Annotated in this window: 17 protein-coding genes; 7 read left to right on the plus strand and 10 right to left on the minus strand. The window is 73.5% G+C overall.

Annotated features, from left to right (window positions below; genetic code table 11):
* Window positions 1-10 precede the first annotated feature (10 nt).
* Window positions 11-1,492, minus strand: a complete 1,482-nt coding sequence (locus FHX81_RS09505; protein ID WP_141977023.1) for a sugar transferase — start codon at window positions 1,490-1,492, stop codon at window positions 11-13.
* Between the two features lie 573 nt (window positions 1,493-2,065).
* On the opposite strand from FHX81_RS09505, the gene FHX81_RS09510 reads away from it, so the two are divergent.
* Window positions 2,066-2,593 carry a glycine zipper family protein gene (locus tag FHX81_RS09510; protein WP_141977026.1) on the plus strand — a complete coding sequence of 176 codons (528 nt, stop codon included), beginning with the start codon at window positions 2,066-2,068 and terminating at the stop codon, window positions 2,591-2,593.
* Here the strand turns inward: FHX81_RS09510 and FHX81_RS09515 are convergent, their stop codons facing one another.
* Both FHX81_RS09515 and FHX81_RS09520 read right to left on the minus strand, forming a co-directional pair.
* Window positions 2,594-3,355, minus strand: a complete 762-nt coding sequence (locus FHX81_RS09515) for a hypothetical protein (RefSeq protein WP_141977028.1) — start codon at window positions 3,353-3,355, stop codon at window positions 2,594-2,596. It abuts the gene before it with no gap.
* A gap of 188 nt (window positions 3,356-3,543) precedes the next feature.
* Window positions 3,544-3,765 carry an RNA-binding S4 domain-containing protein gene (locus FHX81_RS09520; protein ID WP_141977030.1) on the minus strand — a complete coding sequence of 74 codons (222 nt, stop codon included), beginning with the start codon at window positions 3,763-3,765 and terminating at the stop codon, window positions 3,544-3,546.
* A gap of 303 nt (window positions 3,766-4,068) precedes the next feature.
* Here FHX81_RS09520 and FHX81_RS09525 point away from each other — a divergent pair, with 303 nt between their 5' ends.
* Window positions 4,069-4,575, plus strand: a complete 507-nt coding sequence (locus tag FHX81_RS09525) for a DUF742 domain-containing protein (RefSeq protein WP_141977032.1) — start codon at window positions 4,069-4,071, stop codon at window positions 4,573-4,575.
* Between the two features lie 27 nt (window positions 4,576-4,602).
* On the opposite strand, the gene mug is transcribed toward FHX81_RS09525, so the two are convergent.
* The 4 genes from mug to FHX81_RS09545 form a co-directional block, all read right to left on the minus strand.
* Complete coding sequence (mug, locus tag FHX81_RS09530; protein WP_246107720.1) at window positions 4,603-5,109, minus strand: G/U mismatch-specific DNA glycosylase; 507 nt, start codon at window positions 5,107-5,109, stop codon at window positions 4,603-4,605.
* Complete coding sequence (locus FHX81_RS09535) at window positions 5,106-5,540, minus strand: 5'-nucleotidase C-terminal domain-containing protein (protein ID WP_246107721.1); 435 nt, start codon at window positions 5,538-5,540, stop codon at window positions 5,106-5,108. The genes mug and FHX81_RS09535 overlap by 4 nt, the downstream gene beginning before the upstream one ends.
* Before the next feature lie 184 nt (window positions 5,541-5,724).
* On the minus strand, window positions 5,725-6,378 hold the full coding sequence (locus tag FHX81_RS09540; protein ID WP_141977035.1) for a copper resistance CopC family protein: 654 nt from the start codon (window positions 6,376-6,378) through the stop codon (window positions 5,725-5,727).
* Between the two features lie 10 nt (window positions 6,379-6,388).
* Complete coding sequence (locus tag FHX81_RS09545) at window positions 6,389-6,961, minus strand: DUF5666 domain-containing protein (protein ID WP_141977037.1); 573 nt, start codon at window positions 6,959-6,961, stop codon at window positions 6,389-6,391.
* A gap of 148 nt (window positions 6,962-7,109) precedes the next feature.
* On the opposite strand from FHX81_RS09545, the gene FHX81_RS09550 reads away from it, so the two are divergent.
* The 5 genes from FHX81_RS09550 to FHX81_RS09570 all read left to right on the plus strand — a co-directional run bounded on the left by FHX81_RS09550 (window position 7,110) and on the right by FHX81_RS09570 (window position 14,235).
* Window positions 7,110-7,850 (plus strand): response regulator transcription factor, encoded by a 741-nt coding sequence (locus FHX81_RS09550; protein ID WP_141977039.1) that lies wholly within the window; start codon window positions 7,110-7,112, stop codon window positions 7,848-7,850.
* The gene (locus FHX81_RS09555; protein ID WP_141977041.1) at window positions 7,828-9,288 is read left to right on the plus strand and encodes a sensor histidine kinase; all 1,461 of its coding nucleotides are present in this window, start codon (window positions 7,828-7,830) and stop codon (window positions 9,286-9,288) included. The genes FHX81_RS09550 and FHX81_RS09555 overlap by 23 nt, the downstream gene beginning before the upstream one ends.
* An 83-nt stretch (window positions 9,289-9,371) precedes the next feature.
* Window positions 9,372-11,162: an ArnT family glycosyltransferase gene (locus tag FHX81_RS09560; protein ID WP_141977043.1), complete on the plus strand. Its 1,791-nt coding sequence runs from the start codon at window positions 9,372-9,374 to the stop codon at window positions 11,160-11,162.
* Between the two features lie 38 nt (window positions 11,163-11,200).
* Window positions 11,201-12,409 (plus strand): bifunctional glycosyltransferase family 2/GtrA family protein, encoded by a 1,209-nt coding sequence (locus FHX81_RS09565; RefSeq protein WP_246107722.1) that lies wholly within the window; start codon window positions 11,201-11,203, stop codon window positions 12,407-12,409.
* Window positions 12,410-12,438: 29 nt separating this feature from the next.
* Window positions 12,439-14,235: an ArnT family glycosyltransferase gene (locus FHX81_RS09570; RefSeq protein WP_141977047.1), complete on the plus strand. Its 1,797-nt coding sequence runs from the start codon at window positions 12,439-12,441 to the stop codon at window positions 14,233-14,235.
* Here FHX81_RS09570 and FHX81_RS09575 read toward each other — a convergent pair.
* The 3 genes from FHX81_RS09575 to FHX81_RS09585 all read right to left on the minus strand — a co-directional run bounded on the left by FHX81_RS09575 (window position 14,220) and on the right by FHX81_RS09585 (window position 17,514).
* On the minus strand, window positions 14,220-15,056 hold the full coding sequence (locus tag FHX81_RS09575) for an SGNH/GDSL hydrolase family protein (RefSeq protein WP_246107723.1): 837 nt from the start codon (window positions 15,054-15,056) through the stop codon (window positions 14,220-14,222). The two genes, FHX81_RS09570 and FHX81_RS09575, sit on opposite strands and share 16 nt — an antisense overlap.
* Window positions 15,057-15,260: 204 nt before the next feature.
* A complete protein-coding gene (locus FHX81_RS09580) occupies window positions 15,261-16,460 on the minus strand; it encodes a hypothetical protein (protein WP_141977052.1) in 1,200 nt (399 codons plus the stop codon).
* 112 nt (window positions 16,461-16,572) lie between these two features.
* Window positions 16,573-17,514: a DUF389 domain-containing protein gene (locus FHX81_RS09585; RefSeq protein WP_141977054.1), complete on the minus strand. Its 942-nt coding sequence runs from the start codon at window positions 17,512-17,514 to the stop codon at window positions 16,573-16,575.
* Window positions 17,515-17,524: the final 10 nt, after the last annotated feature.

Here is a 17,524-nt window from a genome sequence, read left to right on the forward strand (position 1 = left end):
GTCCCTCATCTCAGTAGGCCCCCTGACCGCCGAACACGGCGCGGAAGGTCTTCCACAAGATCAACGCGTCCAGTGCGAGCGACCACTCCTCCACGTACCGGAGGTCGAGCCGCACGGACTCCTCCCACGACAGGTCGCTGCGCCCGGAGACCTGCCACAACCCGGTCAGGCCGGGCTTGACCAGCAGCCGGCGGCGCATGTCGGGGCCGTACTTCGCGCTCTCCTCGGGCAGCGGCGGCCTCGGGCCGACCAGCGACATCGAGCCGGTGAGGACGTTGAACAGCTGCGGCAGCTCGTCCAGCGAGTAGCGCCGCAGGACCCGGCCGACGGCGGTGACGCGGGGGTCGCGGCGCATCTTGAACAGCACGCCCGCGCCCTCGTTGACCGCTTGCAGCTTGGCGCGCAGCGCGTCGGCGTCGGTCACCATGGTGCGGAACTTGAGGATGGTGAACGGCACGCCGTCCTTGCCGACGCGGCGCTGCTTGTAGAGCACCGGCCCGCGGGTGTCGACCATGATCGCCACAGCGACGGCCAGCAGCACCGGGGTGAGCAGCGCGACCAGCAGGGCCGAGCCGACCTTGTCCACGGCCGTCTTGACCACGCGGCGGAAACCGGTGAACGACGGTTCGCTCACCCGCAGCAGCGGCATCCCGAGCACACCGGTGACGTGCAGCCGCGGCCCGGCGAAGTCCATCAAGGCGGGCGCGACGACCATCTCGGTGCCGGTGCCCTCCAGGTCCCAGGCGAGCTGTTGCAGCCGGCGCGGCGTCCAGTAGGCGTCGGCGGTGACCGCGACGATCCGGTAGCCGCCGCGGCGGACCTGCTCGCCCAGCTCGCCGAACCGGCCCACGACCGGCACGCCGTCCAGTTCGAGGCCGATCTCGGCGCGGCCGTCCACCGTGCACACCGCGTCCACGCGCCAGCCCAGGTGCGGTGCGCGGCGGGTGCGGCTGATCAGGTCGGTGACGGTGTCGAGGTTGCCCGCGGCCAGCACCGGCAGCAGGCAGCGGCCCTCGCCGCGGGCGCGGTGCAGCGGGCGGCGCAGCAGGTAGCGGACCGGGAAGGCGACCAGCGCGACGGCCGGTCCCACCACGAACACCCACAGGCGGGCACCCGGCAGGTCGGCCGCGAGCGCGCCCAGGCCGAGCGCGACGACGGAGCCGAACAGGCCGCGGCCCAGCCGGCGGAACTCCTCCGCGCCCTGGCCGAGCACCATGGGGTTCCACACCCGGTTCAGGAACAGCGACCCGATGACCACCGCGACGGTGACGGCTTCCAGCGCGAACAGCGGCAGCGGGCTGAACGAGGCGTGCCGGGAGGACAGGACGAACCCGGCGAGCACGACGACCAGCACCGTGGACAGGACGTCGGCGGCGATCACGCCGTAGCGGTAGGCGGGCTCCCAGGTGCCCACGGTGGGGTTGGTGGTGCGATGGGTGGCGCCGACTCCCGCGACGGGTCTGTGTCGCGTGGGCTGGACCTGCTCGCTCATCGTGCTGCTCCCCCGGGTTGGCCGGTTCCGGACGTGCTCGTGCGCAGGGCATCCCCGACGGACCCGCGTGGTGTGCTGCGAATGTGCGACGGGCGATTTCTCGCCTCGCCAAACCGTCATTCGTCACGCGCCGGGCAAGCGTTACACGGACAGTGAACGACGACCGGGCGAACATTCCCCAGGGCGACACCCGACGCCCACCCACACGGGTCGTCAGGTGACTTCGGGTCACCGATACCGTTCCCGGAAACCCTTGCCCACAGGTCGGGACGGCCCGGTCCACAGTGTCCGGTGAGCCGTCACCCAGGCGCGCGGCCACGTCCATCGAATCTGGGACGGCTTCCGTTACACCGAGTTTTCGACGGCCGTCGAACCTCGACGGGAATACGTGCGAAAGGACTTCGGGCCCGGTCGACGAGACCGCACCGCGGCGGTCCGCCATCACCCATTCACAGAGGGGCAGCAGCTATTCGGCGCAACCGCGCGGGCACTTCGGGTGACCGGGTTCGCCATTTACGCCGGACTTGGCCGATCGAGGGTGACCGTCGCCACTTTTCCGGCGACAATGGTCCGGTGGTCGTCGGGTGGGTGATCGCCGGGCTGCTGGGCGCGTTCCACGGGGTGTGGGCGTGGCGGACCCGGCTGTACCCGTGCGGTCGTCGCGGCGTCGGGCTCGCTGTGGTGGACGCCACGTGGAGCCTGCCGAACACGCTGGCCGGCGCGGCGTTCCTGGCCTGGGCGCTGGCCCGCGGCAACCGGGTGGACGCGGCGTTCAGCCGGCACCGGGGCACGCTCGGTCTGCGTGACGGCGTGATCAAGGGCTTCGCCACCACGGTCGGCCCGGTGCAGGCGGGCATCGCCATGGGCGTGGACGACCACGAGGCCGTGCACGTGCTCCAGGCACGCCTCTTCGGCCCGTTCTACCTGCCGCTGGTCGTGGTCAACTGGGTCGTCGCCACCGTCCTGCCGTACTGGCTGCTCTACCACGACCGCGCGGCCGCCCCGATCACCGGCGTGACCACCTACTTCCGCCGCGGCGTCTACCCCCACTGCTGGCACGAGGAGTGGGCCTACCGCCGCCAGGGCTCCCCACCGCGGTGATCAGCCGCGGACGTTCGTGATCTCGAGGTTGGAGCGGATCACCCGGGTCGTGGGGTGGTCGGACCCCAGCACCCGCTCGGCATCGGCCAACGTCGCCTCGTGCAACGCGACCGCCTGGACCAGCCGGTGGACACCGATCGCGTCGGCGGTCAACGTGACCATGCTGTAGGCGGCCGGCCTGCCCAGGGAGTGCACCACGTCGGGGTCGTCATCGCCGAGCAGGTGGCGCAGCAGGTCGCCCGCCGGCGGGGTGTCGGCCAGGCGATCCAGCGTCACGTGCCAGACGCGGGCCGCGATGCGTTGGGCGTCTCCGCCCTCGGCGGTCGCGGTGAACACCCGGGCCGGGTAGCGGCGGAGCAGGTCGAGGTAGGCGTTCGGGGTGATGCGGGACTGGGCGGGGTAGGCGGCGGTCTGTTCGACGGCCAGGGGCAGCCGACCCGGTTCGGCGCACAGGCGTTCGGCATCGGCCAGGACGGCGTCCGGCCACTGGTCCCGCACGGTCCGGTCCAGCAGTTCGACCGCTTCGGCGGGTGGCAGCACGTCCACGGCCACGGTCGTCCCGTGCCAACCTCCCGCCTGGCGGGACGTGATCAGCACCGTGCCGGTGCGCACGCGCTCCAAGAGCTGGGTCGCGTCGACGGGGCCGGTCAGGTCGTCCAGGACGAGCAGCCAGCCGTCGTGCGCGGCCAGCCGGCGCACGGCCGGCTCGACCCGTTGCTCCAGCCCCAGCTCCGCGGTCCCGGGGGCGAGGGCGACACCCACGACCCGGCGGCCAGGGACTCCATCACCGGCACGGTGACAGCGGCGCGCACGGTGACGTCGCGGCCGGCCCGGTAGGAGGTCGAACCGCCGTGCGCCTCACCGGTCCGGCTCATCGCGATCCCGAGCTCACGACTCCAGCCGGTCCGCACCCCGTGCACAACGCGGATCCGCGGACAACCGGCGGGACGCTAACGTCCGGTAACAAGGCGGGCCTTCTCGCCGGCCACGGCGACCACGTCGCCGTCGTGGAGCTGGGCCCCGCGCCGCGTCTCCAGCCGGCCGTTCACCGTGACCTCTTCCGATTCGACCAGGTCACGGGCGTGCGCACCGTTGTCGGCCAAGCCCGCCAGCTTGAGGAACTGGCCCAACCTGATCATGTCGTCGGAGATCTCGACCTCGCGGATGCGCATCGTCCCATCATCCTCCAGCCGCCCGACGACGCCGCACCTGGCGCTGGTTAACGAGGATTGCACGCACTCGAAACACGCCCGACATCCCCCGGACGTGGTTCGGTCTACGGTTCCCGGAATGTGAGCACAGGCAGCTCTGACCCGGAGCCGACCGGCGGCGAGCGCAGACGCCGCCGGTCCCTGCGCGGGGACGTCGGCACGACCGGCGCCCGCTTCGGCTCCCCCGCGTTGCGGCGCAGTCTCGACCAACAGCCTACGGAGACGCGGAAACCGCCCCGGCGGCGGAGGTCGTCACGGGGCGAGGTGGGCGCGACGGGCGCCAGGTTCGGCTCGGCGGCGCTGCGGCGCAGCCTGGAGGACGAGCCGCTGGAGGACACCGCCCCGTTCGACCGGGACCTCCGCTTCGACCCGCCACCCATGCCGGCCGTGCCGACCACCCGGACGCCCGAGCCGGACGTGGAGGAGTTCTCCGGTCCGCTGGTCCGCCCCTACGCGTGGACGGGTGGCCGCACGTCCTCCAGCCACGACCTGAGGCTGGAGACGCTGGTCTCGCTGGAGGAGGACGGCATCGCGGTCGCCATGCGGGAGAGCACCGCCGAGCAGCGCTCGATCGTGGAGCTGTGCGCCAACTACCCGAGGTCGGTCGCCGAGGTCTCCGCGCTGCTGTCGGTGCCGCTCGGCGTGGCGCGGGTGCTGCTGGGCGACCTGATCTCGATGGGCGTGGTGGCCGTGCACGACAACGCCGCCGAGCCGAGCGGCCCGGACTTCACGCTGCTGGAACGGGTGCTGGTCGGCCTGCGCAACCTCTGAGCTGTGCGGGATTGCCGCTGCTGCGCGTCACGACCGGGCGACCTCCGACCGCAGCCGGCCGAAGACCTCGGCCAGGGCGGGTAGTTGGTAGTGCGCGTTGAGGCCGCTCGGGTTCGGCAGCACCCACAGGCGCGACGACGCGATCGCCTCCTCCTGCGGGCCGATCACCGCCGCCTTGCGCCCGAACGCCGCCCGGTACGCGGTCACGCCCACGACCGCCACCACCTTCGGCCGGTAGCGCCGCGCCACCCCGGTCAGCCGCACGCCGCCCGCGCGCAGCTCCTCCGCCGTCAGCTCGTCCGCCCGCGCGGTCGGCCGGGCGACCAGGTTCGTGATGCCCAGCCCGTACCGGGGCAGCTCGTCCTGCTCGGCGGGCTTCAGCAGGCGCGGCGTGAAGCCGGACAGGTGCAGCGCGGGCCAGAACCGATTGCCCGGCCGGGCGAAGTGCTGCCCCTTGGCGGCCGACAGCAGACCGGGGTTGATGCCGCAGAACAGCACGTCCAACCCCGGCCCGAGGACGTCCGGCAACGTCACCCGACCACCACCGGCACGCCGTCCACGACCAGCCGCCAGTCGACGCGGTGGAACGCGGCCGGGTCGACCTCGCCGCGCGCCCGGACCCAGTCGATGACCAGCTGCCGGATCTCCGGTTGCCGGTCGTGCGGCACGGGCGCGGTCGCGACGTGCGGGAAGTTGCCGCCGCCGGACTGCCGGTAGTTGTTCACCGCCACCGCGAACGCCTGCTCGGCCGTTACCGGCACGCCGTCGTGCGCCGGCCCGGTGATCCGCTGCCCGACCGGCCGCGCCAGGTCGATGTCGTAGGTCAGCGGCGCGTCCAGGCCCGCCACCACGTCGTACGGGTGGTCCGGCGTGCCGGCCGCGTTGGTCAGCGCGTCCGGCTGGTGGGGTCCGGGTGTCGTCACGGCCTTGGAGTACCCCGCGGACCGCTCCTGGTAGTCCTTCAACTGCGCGCACCGGTGAGCCGCACGCCCAGCAGCCTGTTGTCGTGGATGCAGAGCCCGAGGTCGACGAAGTCGAGCACGGCGGTGTCCTCGTAACGCGCGGTCGTGGCGGACATGGCCGACTTCGCCGGCGCGGCGGTGCGAGCGGGAGCCCGTCATGGGGAGGACCGTGGCCCTTGGCCGTTGACTACTCGGCCGGTTCGGCGCCCCTCTTCGCGCGCCGGTTCAGGCCGACGCCGACCGCGATGCCGATCACCGACAGCACGGCCACGACGAGGATCCACACCCACAGCGGCACACCACCGTCGTCGCCGTCACCGGAGGTGGCGGCCGGGGCAGACGTCCCGGTGGTGGGCGGCGCGTCGAGCGTGGCCGTCGAGCCGGCGGACGGGGAGGTGGTGGTCGGGGCGGCGTCCGCCGAGGTCACGGCGGGCGGCGGGGCGGGTGTGGTGGCGACCGGTGGCTGTTGCGTCGCCGGCGCGGTCAGCGTGAACGCGAACGTGCCGTCGACGAAGTCGCCGTCCAGCGACTCGACCGTCCACGACACGGTGTACGGCCCTGCGGGCGACGCGCTCCCCGCCAGCGGCACGGTCAGCGTCGCCCCGTCGGCGGTGATCTCGCCGGTGGGCCACGCGGCGCCGTCCGGGCCGGTGAGGGTGACCGTGGCGCTCTCGGCGGGCACCGGTTCGGTGAACGTCAACGTGAGCCGGGTCGGCCGCTGCGGCACCGACGCGCCGTTCGCCGGGTCGCTGGACAGCAGGTCGGTGTGGGCGGACGCCGGCGTCGCCACGCCGATCAGGGCCAGGGTCGCCAGCAGTGCCGAGAGCGCCAGTCTGGTCATACCGGTAGTTCTACCGGGTCGGCGGGGTTCCCTGCTGGTCGTTCGCGTCCGGCCGCGCCGGCGGCTGCCCGCCGTTCTGCCGCGGCTGCGGGCCGCCGCGCCGCACGTCGCCCTTCATGATGCTGTCCGCGGTGGCTTCGCCGTCGGCGTCCTCGGTCGCGACGACGGTCACGAGGTCACCCCGCTCGATGTCGTCGAGGTCGTTCTGACCGCCGTTGACCTTCGTGTCGTCGTCGACCCGGTACGTCTCGCTGAACCCGTCCGCGCTCTTCACCGTGATGGACGTGTCGCCCACCTCGGTGACCTCGCCGTTCTGGAACTCGCCGTGCTGGGTGTCGCCGAACGGCCCGCCCATGATCATCAGACCGCCACCGGGCCGGCCGTACCCGCCGGGCCCGCCCATGCCCTGTGCCGCGTCGGAGTTGGCCGCGGCGTAGATGACACCGCCTCCGACGGCGGCGATGCCCACGGCGATGGCGACCGCGACGAGGCTCTTGCGGCCGTTCCAGCCGGTTCCCGCAGCGGCGGCCTGCGGCGGCGGCTCTTCACCCCACGTCGGGTGCTGCTCGGTTTCGGTAGTCATGGCGACCACGGTCCCGGGCGAGCCTGTGAGCCGGCTGTGCGGTCGTTGGGCGGTGGCTGTGCGTGCGCCACGGCGGGTCGTGCCGCTTCACAGGTGGTACACAGGATCGGCACAGGTCCGGCTCAAGCGCCGGGTTCAGGATGGGAGCATGCGCCCAGTGTCCGCTTCGGGGACCTCCCCTGAACTCCGCCGCCCGGACGGCAGTCCGGTGCGGGTCCTCGTGGTGGACGACGAGTCCACGTTGGCCGAGCTGATGTCCATGGCGTTGCGGATGGAGCGCTGGGAGGTCCGCACCGCGCTGGACGGCACGTCCGCCGTGCGGACCGCGCGCGAGTTCCGGCCCGACGTGGTGGTGCTGGACGTCATGCTGCCCGACTTCGACGGGCTGGAGGTGCTGCGCCGGGTGCGCGCGGACCTGCCCGGCCTGCCGGTGCTGTTCCTCACCGCCAAGGACGCGGTGGAGGACCGGATCGCCGGGCTCACCGCGGGCGGTGACGACTACGTGACCAAGCCGTTCAGCCTGGAGGAGGTCGTGCTGCGGCTGCGCGGGCTGCTGCGCCGCACCGGCGTCACCGAGGCGAGCGCGGGCGCGGAGCTGGTCGTCGGCGACCTCGTGCTGGACGAGGACACGCGCGAGGTGCGCCGCGGCGGCACCTCGATCGACCTCACCGCGACCGAGTTCGAGCTGCTGCGGTTCCTGATGCGCAACCCGCGGCGGGTGCTGTCGAAGGCGCAGATCCTGGACCGGGTGTGGAGCTACGACTTCGGCGGCCAGGCCAACATCGTCGAGCTCTACATCTCCTACCTGCGCAAGAAGATCGACGCCGGCCGGACCCCCATGATCCACACGATGCGCGGCGCGGGCTATGTCCTCAAGCCCTCGTCCTGAGCGCCCGTCGCGGACGGCGGGCTGGCCGCTGCGGACCAAGCTGGTGGCGGCCCAGGTGGTGCTGCTGGCGGTCGTGTGCGCGATCATCGGCGTGGCGACCGGGTTCGCGCTGCGGGACACCCTGATCGCCCGGTTGGACGACCAGCTGGTCGACACCACGACCAGGGTGCGGCGGGACGTGCCGCCGCCGCCGTTCCCGGGCCTGGCCGACCCGCTGGAGCAGCCCGGGTTCGGCCCGGGCACGCTGGTGCTGATCAAGCACCCCGACGGCGGCACCAACGCCGAGCGGCTGGACCGGGGCAGCGGCGACCGGACCAGGCTGTCCACCGACGTCGCGGCGCTGGCCGAGGCGGTGCCCTCCGACGGCCGACCGCGCACGGTGTGGCTGGGCGAGGAGCTGGGCGACCACCGGATGGTCGCGACGACCACGCCGACCGGCACGAAGGTGATCACCGGGCTGCCGATGGCCGACGTCAACGCCACGGTGTGGCGAATGGGCTGGATCCTCGGCGGCGTGGCGCTGGCCGGCCTGGTCGCGGTGAGCCTGGCCGGCGCGCTGATCGTGCGCCGCACGCTGCGCCCGCTGGAACGGGTGGCCGCGACCGCGAGCCGGGTCGCCGAGCTGCCGCTGCACGAGGGCGAGGTGGCGCTGGCCGAGCGGGTGCCCGACGAGTACGCCGACCCCGACACCGAGGTCGGTCAGGTCGGCCTCGCGCTGAACCGGATGCTCGGCCACGTCGGCAGCGCGTTGGAGGCGCGGCACGCCAGCGAGACGAGGGTCCGGCAGTTCGTCGCCGACGCGAGCCACGAGCTGCGCACCCCCTTGGCCGCGATCCGCGGGTACGCCGAGCTGACCCGCCGCACGTCCGACGAGGTGCCGGCGCAGATCGGGCACGCCCTGCGCCGCGTCGAGTCCGAGGCGGTGCGGATGACATCGCTGGTGGAAGACCTGCTGCTGCTGGCCCGGTTGGACGCGGGACGTCCGCTGGCCCGCGAGCCGGTGGACCTGTCGCGGCTGGTGGTCGACACGGTCAGCGACGCCCGCATCGCCGGGCCGGACCACGAGTGGCGGATGGAGCTGCCGCCCGACGCCGTGGAGGTGACCGGTGACGCGCACAAGCTGCACCAGGTGCTGGCGAACCTGCTGTCCAACGCCCGCACGCACACCCCGCCGGGCACCGCGGTGACCACCACCTTGTCCACTGTGGAGGGCGGGGTGCGGGTGTCGGTGAGCGACAACGGTCCCGGCATCCCGGCCGGGTTGCAGGGTGAGGTGTTCGAGCGGTTCAGCCGGGGCGACACGTCGCGGTCGCGGGCGGCGGGCAGCACCGGGCTCGGCCTGTCGATCGTGGCCGCCGTGGTGGCCTCGCACAACGGGAGCGTGCGGCTGGCGAGCGCGCCCGGCCGGACCACGTTCACCGTGCACCTGCCGCGCTGACCGCGCGGAAGGGTTGATCGCGCACAGCCCGCTCACAGCCGGGGCACAAGGACCGCCCAGCCTCCGCCGACACGCTCGACCCCATGCGAGCGAGACTCCCCCTGTTGCTGCTGCTGACCGGGACGGCGGCGCTGTACCTGTGGCGGTTGGGCGACTCCGGTTGGGCCAACGCCTACTACTCCGCCGCCGCCCAGGCGGGCGCCGAGAGCTGGCACGCGTGGTTCTTCGGCGCGACCGACCCGGCCGGCTCGATCACCGTCGACAAGACGCCCGCGGCGACCTGGGTCATGGGGTTGTCGGCCCGGCTGTTCGGCGTCAACGCCTGGAGCATCCTGGTTCCGCAGGCGCTGATGGGCGTGGCGAGCGTCTGGCTGCTGCACGCCACCGTGCGCCGCACGTCCGGTGAGGCCGCCGGGCTGGTCGCGGGCGCGGTGCTGGCGTTGACGCCCGTGGCCGTGCTGATGTTCCGGTTCAACAACCCCGACGCGCTGATGGTGCTGCTGCTGGTCGCGGGCGCCCACTGCACGGTCCGCGCCACCGAGAAGGCCTCGGTGCGGTGGCTGGCGCTGGCCGGGGTCGCGGTGGGTTCCGCGTTCCTGGCCAAGATGCTCCAGGCGTTCCTGGTGCTGCCCGCGTTCGGCGTGGTCTACCTGGCGTTCGCGCCCGCGCCGGTGCTGCGCAAGGTGTGGCACCTGGCCGCGGCGCTGGGCGCGGTGGTCGTCGCGGGCGGCTGGTGGGTGCTGGCGGTGGAGCTGACGCCCGCCGGCTCACGACCCCACATCGGCGGCTCGCAGGCGGACAGCGTGCTGGAGCTGGCGCTGGGCTACAACGGGCTCGGCCGGTTGACCGGTGAGGAGATCGGCAGCGTCGGTGGTGGCGGCTGGGGCTCGGCCGGGTGGAGCAGGCTGCTCGGCGACGAGATGGGCGGTCAGATCGCCTGGCTGCTGCCGACCGCGCTGGTGCTGCTGGTCGCCGGGTGGTGGGCCGGGCGCGCCGCCGAACGCGTCGGGCTCGCGCTGTGGGGCGGCTGGCTGCTGGTCACCGCCGCGGTGTTCAGCTACATGAACGGCATCATCCACGCCTACTACACGGTGGCGTTGGCGCCGGCGATCGGCGCGTTGGTCGGGATCGGCGCGGTCGCGTTGTGGCGCGAGCGGCACGATCCCGTGGCGGCGGCGGCGTTGTCGGGAGCCTTGGCCGTGACGGCGCTGCAGTGCTACCTGCTGCTGCTGGACTGGTCGACCGCGTTGGCGGCGGTCGTGCTCGTCCTCGGCTTGATCGGCGCGGTGGGGCTGTTCCTCGCCGCCGCCGTGCCTGCCGTCGTGGTGGTGCCGGTGGCCGTGGTCGCCGCGCTGCTCGGACCGGGCTCGTACGCCGTGGCCACGGCCGCGACACCGCACTCGGGCGCGATTCCCAGCGCCGGTCCCGCGATGACGAACCGACCCGGCGGCCTGGTCCTCATGGGTCCTGGCGGGGCCACGAGCACCCTCCGCGGCGGTGGCGGGATGGGCGGCCTGCTCAGCGCACCGACACCGGGCGATGAGCTGGTGGGGCTGTTGCGGGACAGCGACGGCTTCACCTGGGCGGCGGCGGCCGTGGGATCGAACAACGCGGCCGGCTACCAGCTCGGCAGCGGCGAGCCGGTGATGGCCGTCGGCGGGTTCAACGGCACCGACCCGGCGCCCACGCTGGAGGAGTTCCAGGAACTGGTCCGAAGTGGACGGATCCACTACTTCCTCGGCGGCGCGCTCATGCCCGCGGAGACCGGCAGCGACGCGTCCCAGCGCATCGCCGACTGGGTCGCGGAGACGTTCACCGCGGCGGAGGTGGACGGCGTGGACGTCTACGACCTCACAGCGGGCGCACAGCGATGACACACGAGCCGCCCAGCCAAGCGCCCGAGGGTGAGCCCATGACCACGCTCACGACGACCACCGTGCTCGACGTGGTGGTGCCCGTCCACAACGAGGAACGCGACCTCGCGCCTTGCGTGCGCAAGCTGCACGCCGACCTGACGCGGACCTTCCCCTACCCGTTCCGGATCACCATCGCGAACAACGCGTCCACGGACGGCACGCGCGCCGTCGCCGACGAGCTGGCCCGGGAACTGCCCGCCGTGGCGGCGGTGCACCTGGCGGAGAAGGGGCGCGGGCGCGCGCTGAAGGCGGTGTGGACGGCGTCGGACGCCGCCGTGCTGGCGTACATGGACGTGGACCTGTCCACCGACCTGGCCGCGCTCGCGCCCCTGGTGGCGTCGTTGATCTCCGGGCACTCGGACCTGGCGATCGGCAGCAGGCTCGCCCGCGGCGCGCGGGTGGTGCGCGGGCCGAAGCGCGAGTTCATCTCCCGCTGCTACAACCTGATCCTGCGTGGCGCGCTCGCCACCCGGTTCACCGACGCGCAGTGCGGGTTCAAGGCGATCCGGGCCGACGTGGCCCGGCGGCTGCTGCCGCACGTCGAGGACACCGGGTGGTTCTTCGACACCGAGCTGCTGGTGCTCGCCGAACGGGCCGGCGCGCGCATCCACGAGGTGCCGGTGGACTGGGTGGACGACCCGGACAGCCGGGTGGACATCGTCTCGACCGCCGTGGCCGACCTGAGGGGCGTGGCCCGGGTGGCGCGCGGCCTGCTCACCGGGCGCATCCCGATCGGCGAGCTGCGCGCCCAGCTCGGCAGGCGACCGCTGGAGCCGCAGACGCCGGGCGTGCCCGCCGGGTTGTTCAAGCAGCTGGTGCGGTTCGGCGCGATCGGGGTGGTCAGCACGCTGGCCTACCTGCTGCTGTTCGTGTCGCTGCGCGGCGGGCTGGGCGCGCAGGGCGCGAACCTGGTCGCGCTGCTGCTGACCGCGATCGCCAACACCGCGGCCAACCGCCGGTTCACCTTCGGCGTGCGCGGTCGGCGCGGCGCGGGCCGCCACCAGTTCGAGGGCCTGCTCGTGTTCGCCCTCGGCCTCGCGCTGACCAGCGGCTCGCTGGCCCTGCTGCACGTGTTCGCCGCGCCGGGAGGCCCGGCCGAGCTGGTCGCGGTCGTCGGCGCCAACCTCCTCGCCACCGTGCTGCGCTTCCTGTTGCTGCGCAACTGGGTCTTCCGGCCGCGCCGTGCCGCGGAGGCCGCCTCGTGACCACACCGTCGACCCCAAGGACCCCTTCCATGACCACCGCAACCCCGACCGCGCCCGCACCCACCGCGGACGCGACACCGTCGGGACGCAACTGGACCACGCCCGCGCTGGTCGTGCTGCTGGTCGGCACGGCGGTGCTGTACCTCTGGAACATCACCGCGTCCGGCTGGGGGAACGGCTACTACGCCGCCGCCACCCAGGCGGGCGCGCAGAGCTGGACCGCGTGGCTGTTCGGCGGGCTCGACGCCGGTGGCGTGATCACGGTCGACAAGCCACCGGCCGCGCTGTGGGTGAGCGGGTTGTCCGCCCGGCTGTTCGGGTTCTCCAGCTGGACCGTGCTCGCGCCGCAGGCGATCGAGGGCGTGCTGGCCGTGTGGTTGTTGTACGCCACGGTGAAGCGCACGTCCGGCGCGGTGGCCGGGTTGATGGCGGGCGCGGCGCTCGCCGTGACACCGGTCGCGGTGCTGATGTTCCGGTTCAACCTGCCGGACGCGCTGCTGGTGCTGCTGATGGTGGCCGGCGCGTACTGCACCGTGCGGGCGTTGGAGCAGGGCTCCGGCCGGTGGCTCGCGCTGGCGGGCGTGGCGATCGGGTTCGCGTTCCTGGCCAAGATGGGTCAGGCGTTCCTGGTGCTGCCCGCGTTCGCCGCCGCCTACCTGCTGGCCGCGCCGACGACGCTGCTCAAGCGGCTGCTGCACCTGCTCGGCGCGGGTGTGGCGGTGGCCGTGTCCGCCGGGTGGTTCATCGCGCTGGTCGAGCTGTGGCCGACGGAGTCGCGTCCGTACATCGGCGGGTCGTCGAACGACTCGCTGTGGGAGCTGGCCATGGGCTACAACGGCCTCGGCCGGATCTTCGGCGGCGGCCGGGGCGTGGTCGCGGGCGGCGGGAACGCCAACATTGGCTTCGGCGGCGAGACCGGCCTCGGCCGGCTGTTCGGCGCGAGCATGGGCGGCGAGATCTCCTGGCTGCTGCCCGCCGCGCTCATCGGGGTGGTGGCGGGACTGTGGTTCACGCGCCGACTGCCGCGCACCGACCGGACCCGCGCGGCGCTCGTGCTGTGGGGGTTGTGGGTGCTGGGCAGCGGGGTCGTGTTCAGCTTCATGAGCGGCATCACGCACCCCTACTACACCGTCGCCGCCGCGCCTGGCGTCGCCGCGCTCGTCGCCATCGCCGGTCGGGAGATGTGGCGTGGCCGCCGGCACCCGCCGGTGCGCCTCACGCTGGCGGCGATGGTGGCCGCCGCCGGGTTCTGGGGCTTCGCGCTGCTCCAGCGGTTCGGCGAGTGGCTGCCCGCGCTGCGCTGGGTGGTGGCCGTGCTGACCGTGCTGGTGGCCACGGCGATCGTGATGGGCGTGCGCCGGGTCGCCGCGCTGGCGGTGGTCACCTCCGTCGCCTCCACGGCGGCGTTCGGCGTGGCCACCGCCGCCACCCCGCACGCCGGCTCCATCCCGATGTCCGGTCCGGCGTCCTACGCGGGTGACGGCGGCGGCATGGGCGGCCCGATGGGCGCGACGTCCGACGAGCTTGTCGAACTGCTCAAGGCCACCACCGGGACGTGGGCGGCGGCGACGGTGAGCGCGCAGAGCGCGGCGAACCTGTCGCTGGACTCGGGCAAGGCGGTGATCGGCATCGGCGGCTGGAGCGGCGGCGACCCCGCGCCGACGTTGGAGGAGTTCCAGCAGTACGTGGCGGACGGCCGGATCGGCTACTTCGTCACCGGCGGCATGGGCGGCGGCATGCGGGGTGAGAACGCGATCGGCGAGTGGGTCGCGGCCAACTTCGAGGCCACGACCACCGGTGAGGCGACCGTCTACAAGCTCGGCTGACGCAGGGGCGGTGCGGCGGTGGTCGGCCCGACCACCGCCTCCGTCGCGACGTACCGGGCGGGCTCGGGGTGACCGGCCCACGAGCGGTACACGATCGTGGCCGCGTACGGGACCAGGTCCCGGCCGCGACGCCACAGCCACGGGACGCCCTTCACCACCAACCACACCACGTGGTGCAAGGGCGTCACCTCGAGCCCGCCCGTGCGGGTGAGCGACACCCGGCCCGGTACCTCGCAGCCGGCTCGCGCCAACCGCGCCGCGAACGCCGCCGCCAGCCGCCGGTGCCCCGCCTCCGACGGGTGCAGCCGGTCCACCGCCCACGTGTCCGGCGAGTACGCGCCGTCCATCAGGTCCAGGTCGACGCACTCGATCCCGTGCCGCCGCACGACCGCGTCGACGATCCCGTTCAACTCCTCGATCCGCGCCCGCAACGCCCGCCGCAACGCGCCCGGCAACCGGAACACCCGGCTGTGGTCGTGGAACCGCACCGTGACGACCGCCGCCCCCGCCGACACCAGCGCGCCGACGACCGCGTCCAGGTCGACGTGCACCCGCCGCCCGTCGAAGTCGGACCGCAGGGTGTCGTTCATGCCGACCAGCACGACCGCCGCGTCCGGCCGCGCGGCCAGTGCCGCCGGCAACTGCCGGTGCCGCACCGACGCCACCCGCGCCCCCGTGAACGACACGTTGTGGTACCGCGCGTGCGGCAACGCCGCCGCGAGCAGCGCGCCGACGCCACGCCACCCACCGGGCACGGGATCACCCACGCCCACCGTCGTCGAATCACCCAGGACCACCAGGCTGCGCACCGTCTTGGCCACACGGGAACGATCGCGCAGCCACGTGACGCACCGAGGACGAACACCCCAACGCGGGCGGAATGCCGGGTACCGCGGCAGTACACCGATCCCTCATCCGCCGACCGCCGACACCCGGCCACCCGCCCGGCCACCGCCAGCCGAGCACGACCGGCCGCCAAGCCACCGAGCGAGCATCGCCGGGCCACCCGGGCCGGCAGCCGGGCCCTACCGGAACGCCGGGTAGAGCGGCAGTTCGGCGGCACGCCTGCCGTACCGCGCCACCAGCGCCGAGATCACGTCGTCGGCGTGCTCGGCGATGTGCTTCGCACCCGCGGCCAGCGCGTCGGACCGCAGCCGCACCCACCGGGCGGTCAGCACGACCACGCGCGGCGGGGAGTCGAGGGGGCGGTGGCCGGACGGCAGGGCCGAGTCCAGGCCCGGCAGGCCGCGCCACGTGCCCAGCCACACCCACAGCAGCTGCGCCTCCAGCAGCCGGGGCAGGAACACCGCGTCGTCGTCCAGGTCCGGCCACACCGACGACACCTCGGCCCGCCACGCCGCGACCATCGCCTCCGACATCCCCGCGGGCAGCCCGTAGGCGCACCAGCACGACGGGAACGGCACCCGCAGGCACGCCGCGTCGAACACGATGTCGCGCACGCACCCGCCCTCGAAGTCGAGGAACCGGACGCCCTTGCTGGTCACGAGGTGGTTGTCCGGGCACGACGTGGACGGGCTGAACGCGCGCCGGCGTGACGTGACGAACCCGCGCACGGCCTGCTCGGCGAACGCGCGCACGGACTCGGGCGTGTCGACTTCCAACGATTCAACCAGCAGCTCGGGCAGCCCGGCCAGCGCCGTGTGCACGTCCACCACGATCGGGTCGGCGCAGCACTGCGAGCCCTGGCGGCGCATCAGCGCGTCGAAGTCCGCGTCACGCCCGGCGGTCGTCGCGTGCAACCGGCCCATGGCGTGCGCCCAGGACAGCAGCCCCCGTTCGGCGGCCCGCGCGTCCGAGCCGAGCAGCTTCTCCGCGAGCCGGGGCGCCTTGCCCAGGTCCTCCAGCACGACCAGCCGCTTGGCGTTGTCCTGCGCGACCAGCTCGGGTGTCAGGCGCTCCTCGGACGGCAGCGCGGTGAGCAGCTTGTGGCTCACCACCTCGTGCGCGAACGGGTCGCGGTCGGCCACCGGCGACGGGTAGCGCTTGACCACGAGCGTGCGGGGCAGGGAGAACGGGGTGTGGGCCACCCGGACGCGGGCGACGACGGACCGGCCGGCACCCCCGAGGTCCTCGGGGTCGGCCAGCCGAACCGGTGCGCCGAACCTGCCGCTCAACACCGACTGGGCCGCTGCCACCGCGTCGTCCAGCTCGGAGGGGGCAGCGTCGTCGATGTCCTGCGGGCCGGCGGTGATCTCCACGCTCATCCCCTCCGACCCTACTCCCGGTGCCGACCGTCCTGACAGAACCCGTCCGGGCACCGTGACGGTAGTGCTCACGGACCGCCCGGCTCCACCTTTTGTGGAAATCCCGTCCCGGTCAACCGCCGGCCAGCGGTCGTCCCAGGTCACGGACCTGCCCGCGGCGGTTGCGCAACGCCAGGACCAGCGCCGCCGCCATCACGACGCCGACGAGGTTCACCGCCAGTTGTGCAATCGACTGGAGGCATATGTCCCACTGGCCGAGAACGGCGGCGACCGCGGCGTAGCCGGCGGCGGGCACGGTGGTGACCGAAATGAACACCCCGACGAGGGCGGCGGACTTGGCCGACGTCATCGACAGCATCCCCGCCGACCCGGCGAGCAGCGCCACGATCAACGAGAACGGCCCGACCTCGAAGACGAAGTCGAGCTCGTGGCCGGCCAGCGCGAGGTCGGGGTCGAACAGGCCGGTGTGCGAACCGAGCCAGGTACCGATCGCGGTGATCACCATCGCCACCGGGAACCCGGCGGCCAGCGCCAGGCCGGCCCGGCGCACCAGGTCCCAGCGCCGCAGCACCAGGCCGACGGCGATGGCGGCCAGCGGCCCGAACTCCGGGCCGACGACCATCGCGCCGACCAGCGTGACGGGCGAGTCGGTGACCACGGCGACCGCCGTGAGCAGGCACGCGATGGTCAGGAACGACAGGAACGTGACGTTGAGCCGCGACTCCTCGCCGGTGCGGGCCAGCAGTTCCTCCCACACCACCGCGTCCGCGCCGTCGCCGGGTGCGGCCTCCTCGGCGCGGTCGGCCGCGTCGGACAGGGCGGTGTCGATCTGCTCCAGCGTGACGCCGCCGTCCCGGTCGACGCCCAGCTCGCACAGGGAGGCCACCACCGGGTCGGTGGCCTCCCGGGCGACGTCGCACTCCACCACGTCACCGGCCGGGTCGACGGCCGCGCCGCGCAGCACCACGACGTGCGTGACGCCGGAGTGCTCCCGCAGCGCGGCCAGCACCGCGTCGGTGCGCTCGACCGGGCAGATGGCGCGCAGGTGCAGCACGGGAGGTCGC

Origin of the sequence: Saccharothrix saharensis, from assembly GCF_006716745.1 — a bacterium.
In the GTDB taxonomy this organism is placed as follows: Bacteria; Actinomycetota; Actinomycetes; order Mycobacteriales; family Pseudonocardiaceae; genus Actinosynnema; species Actinosynnema saharense.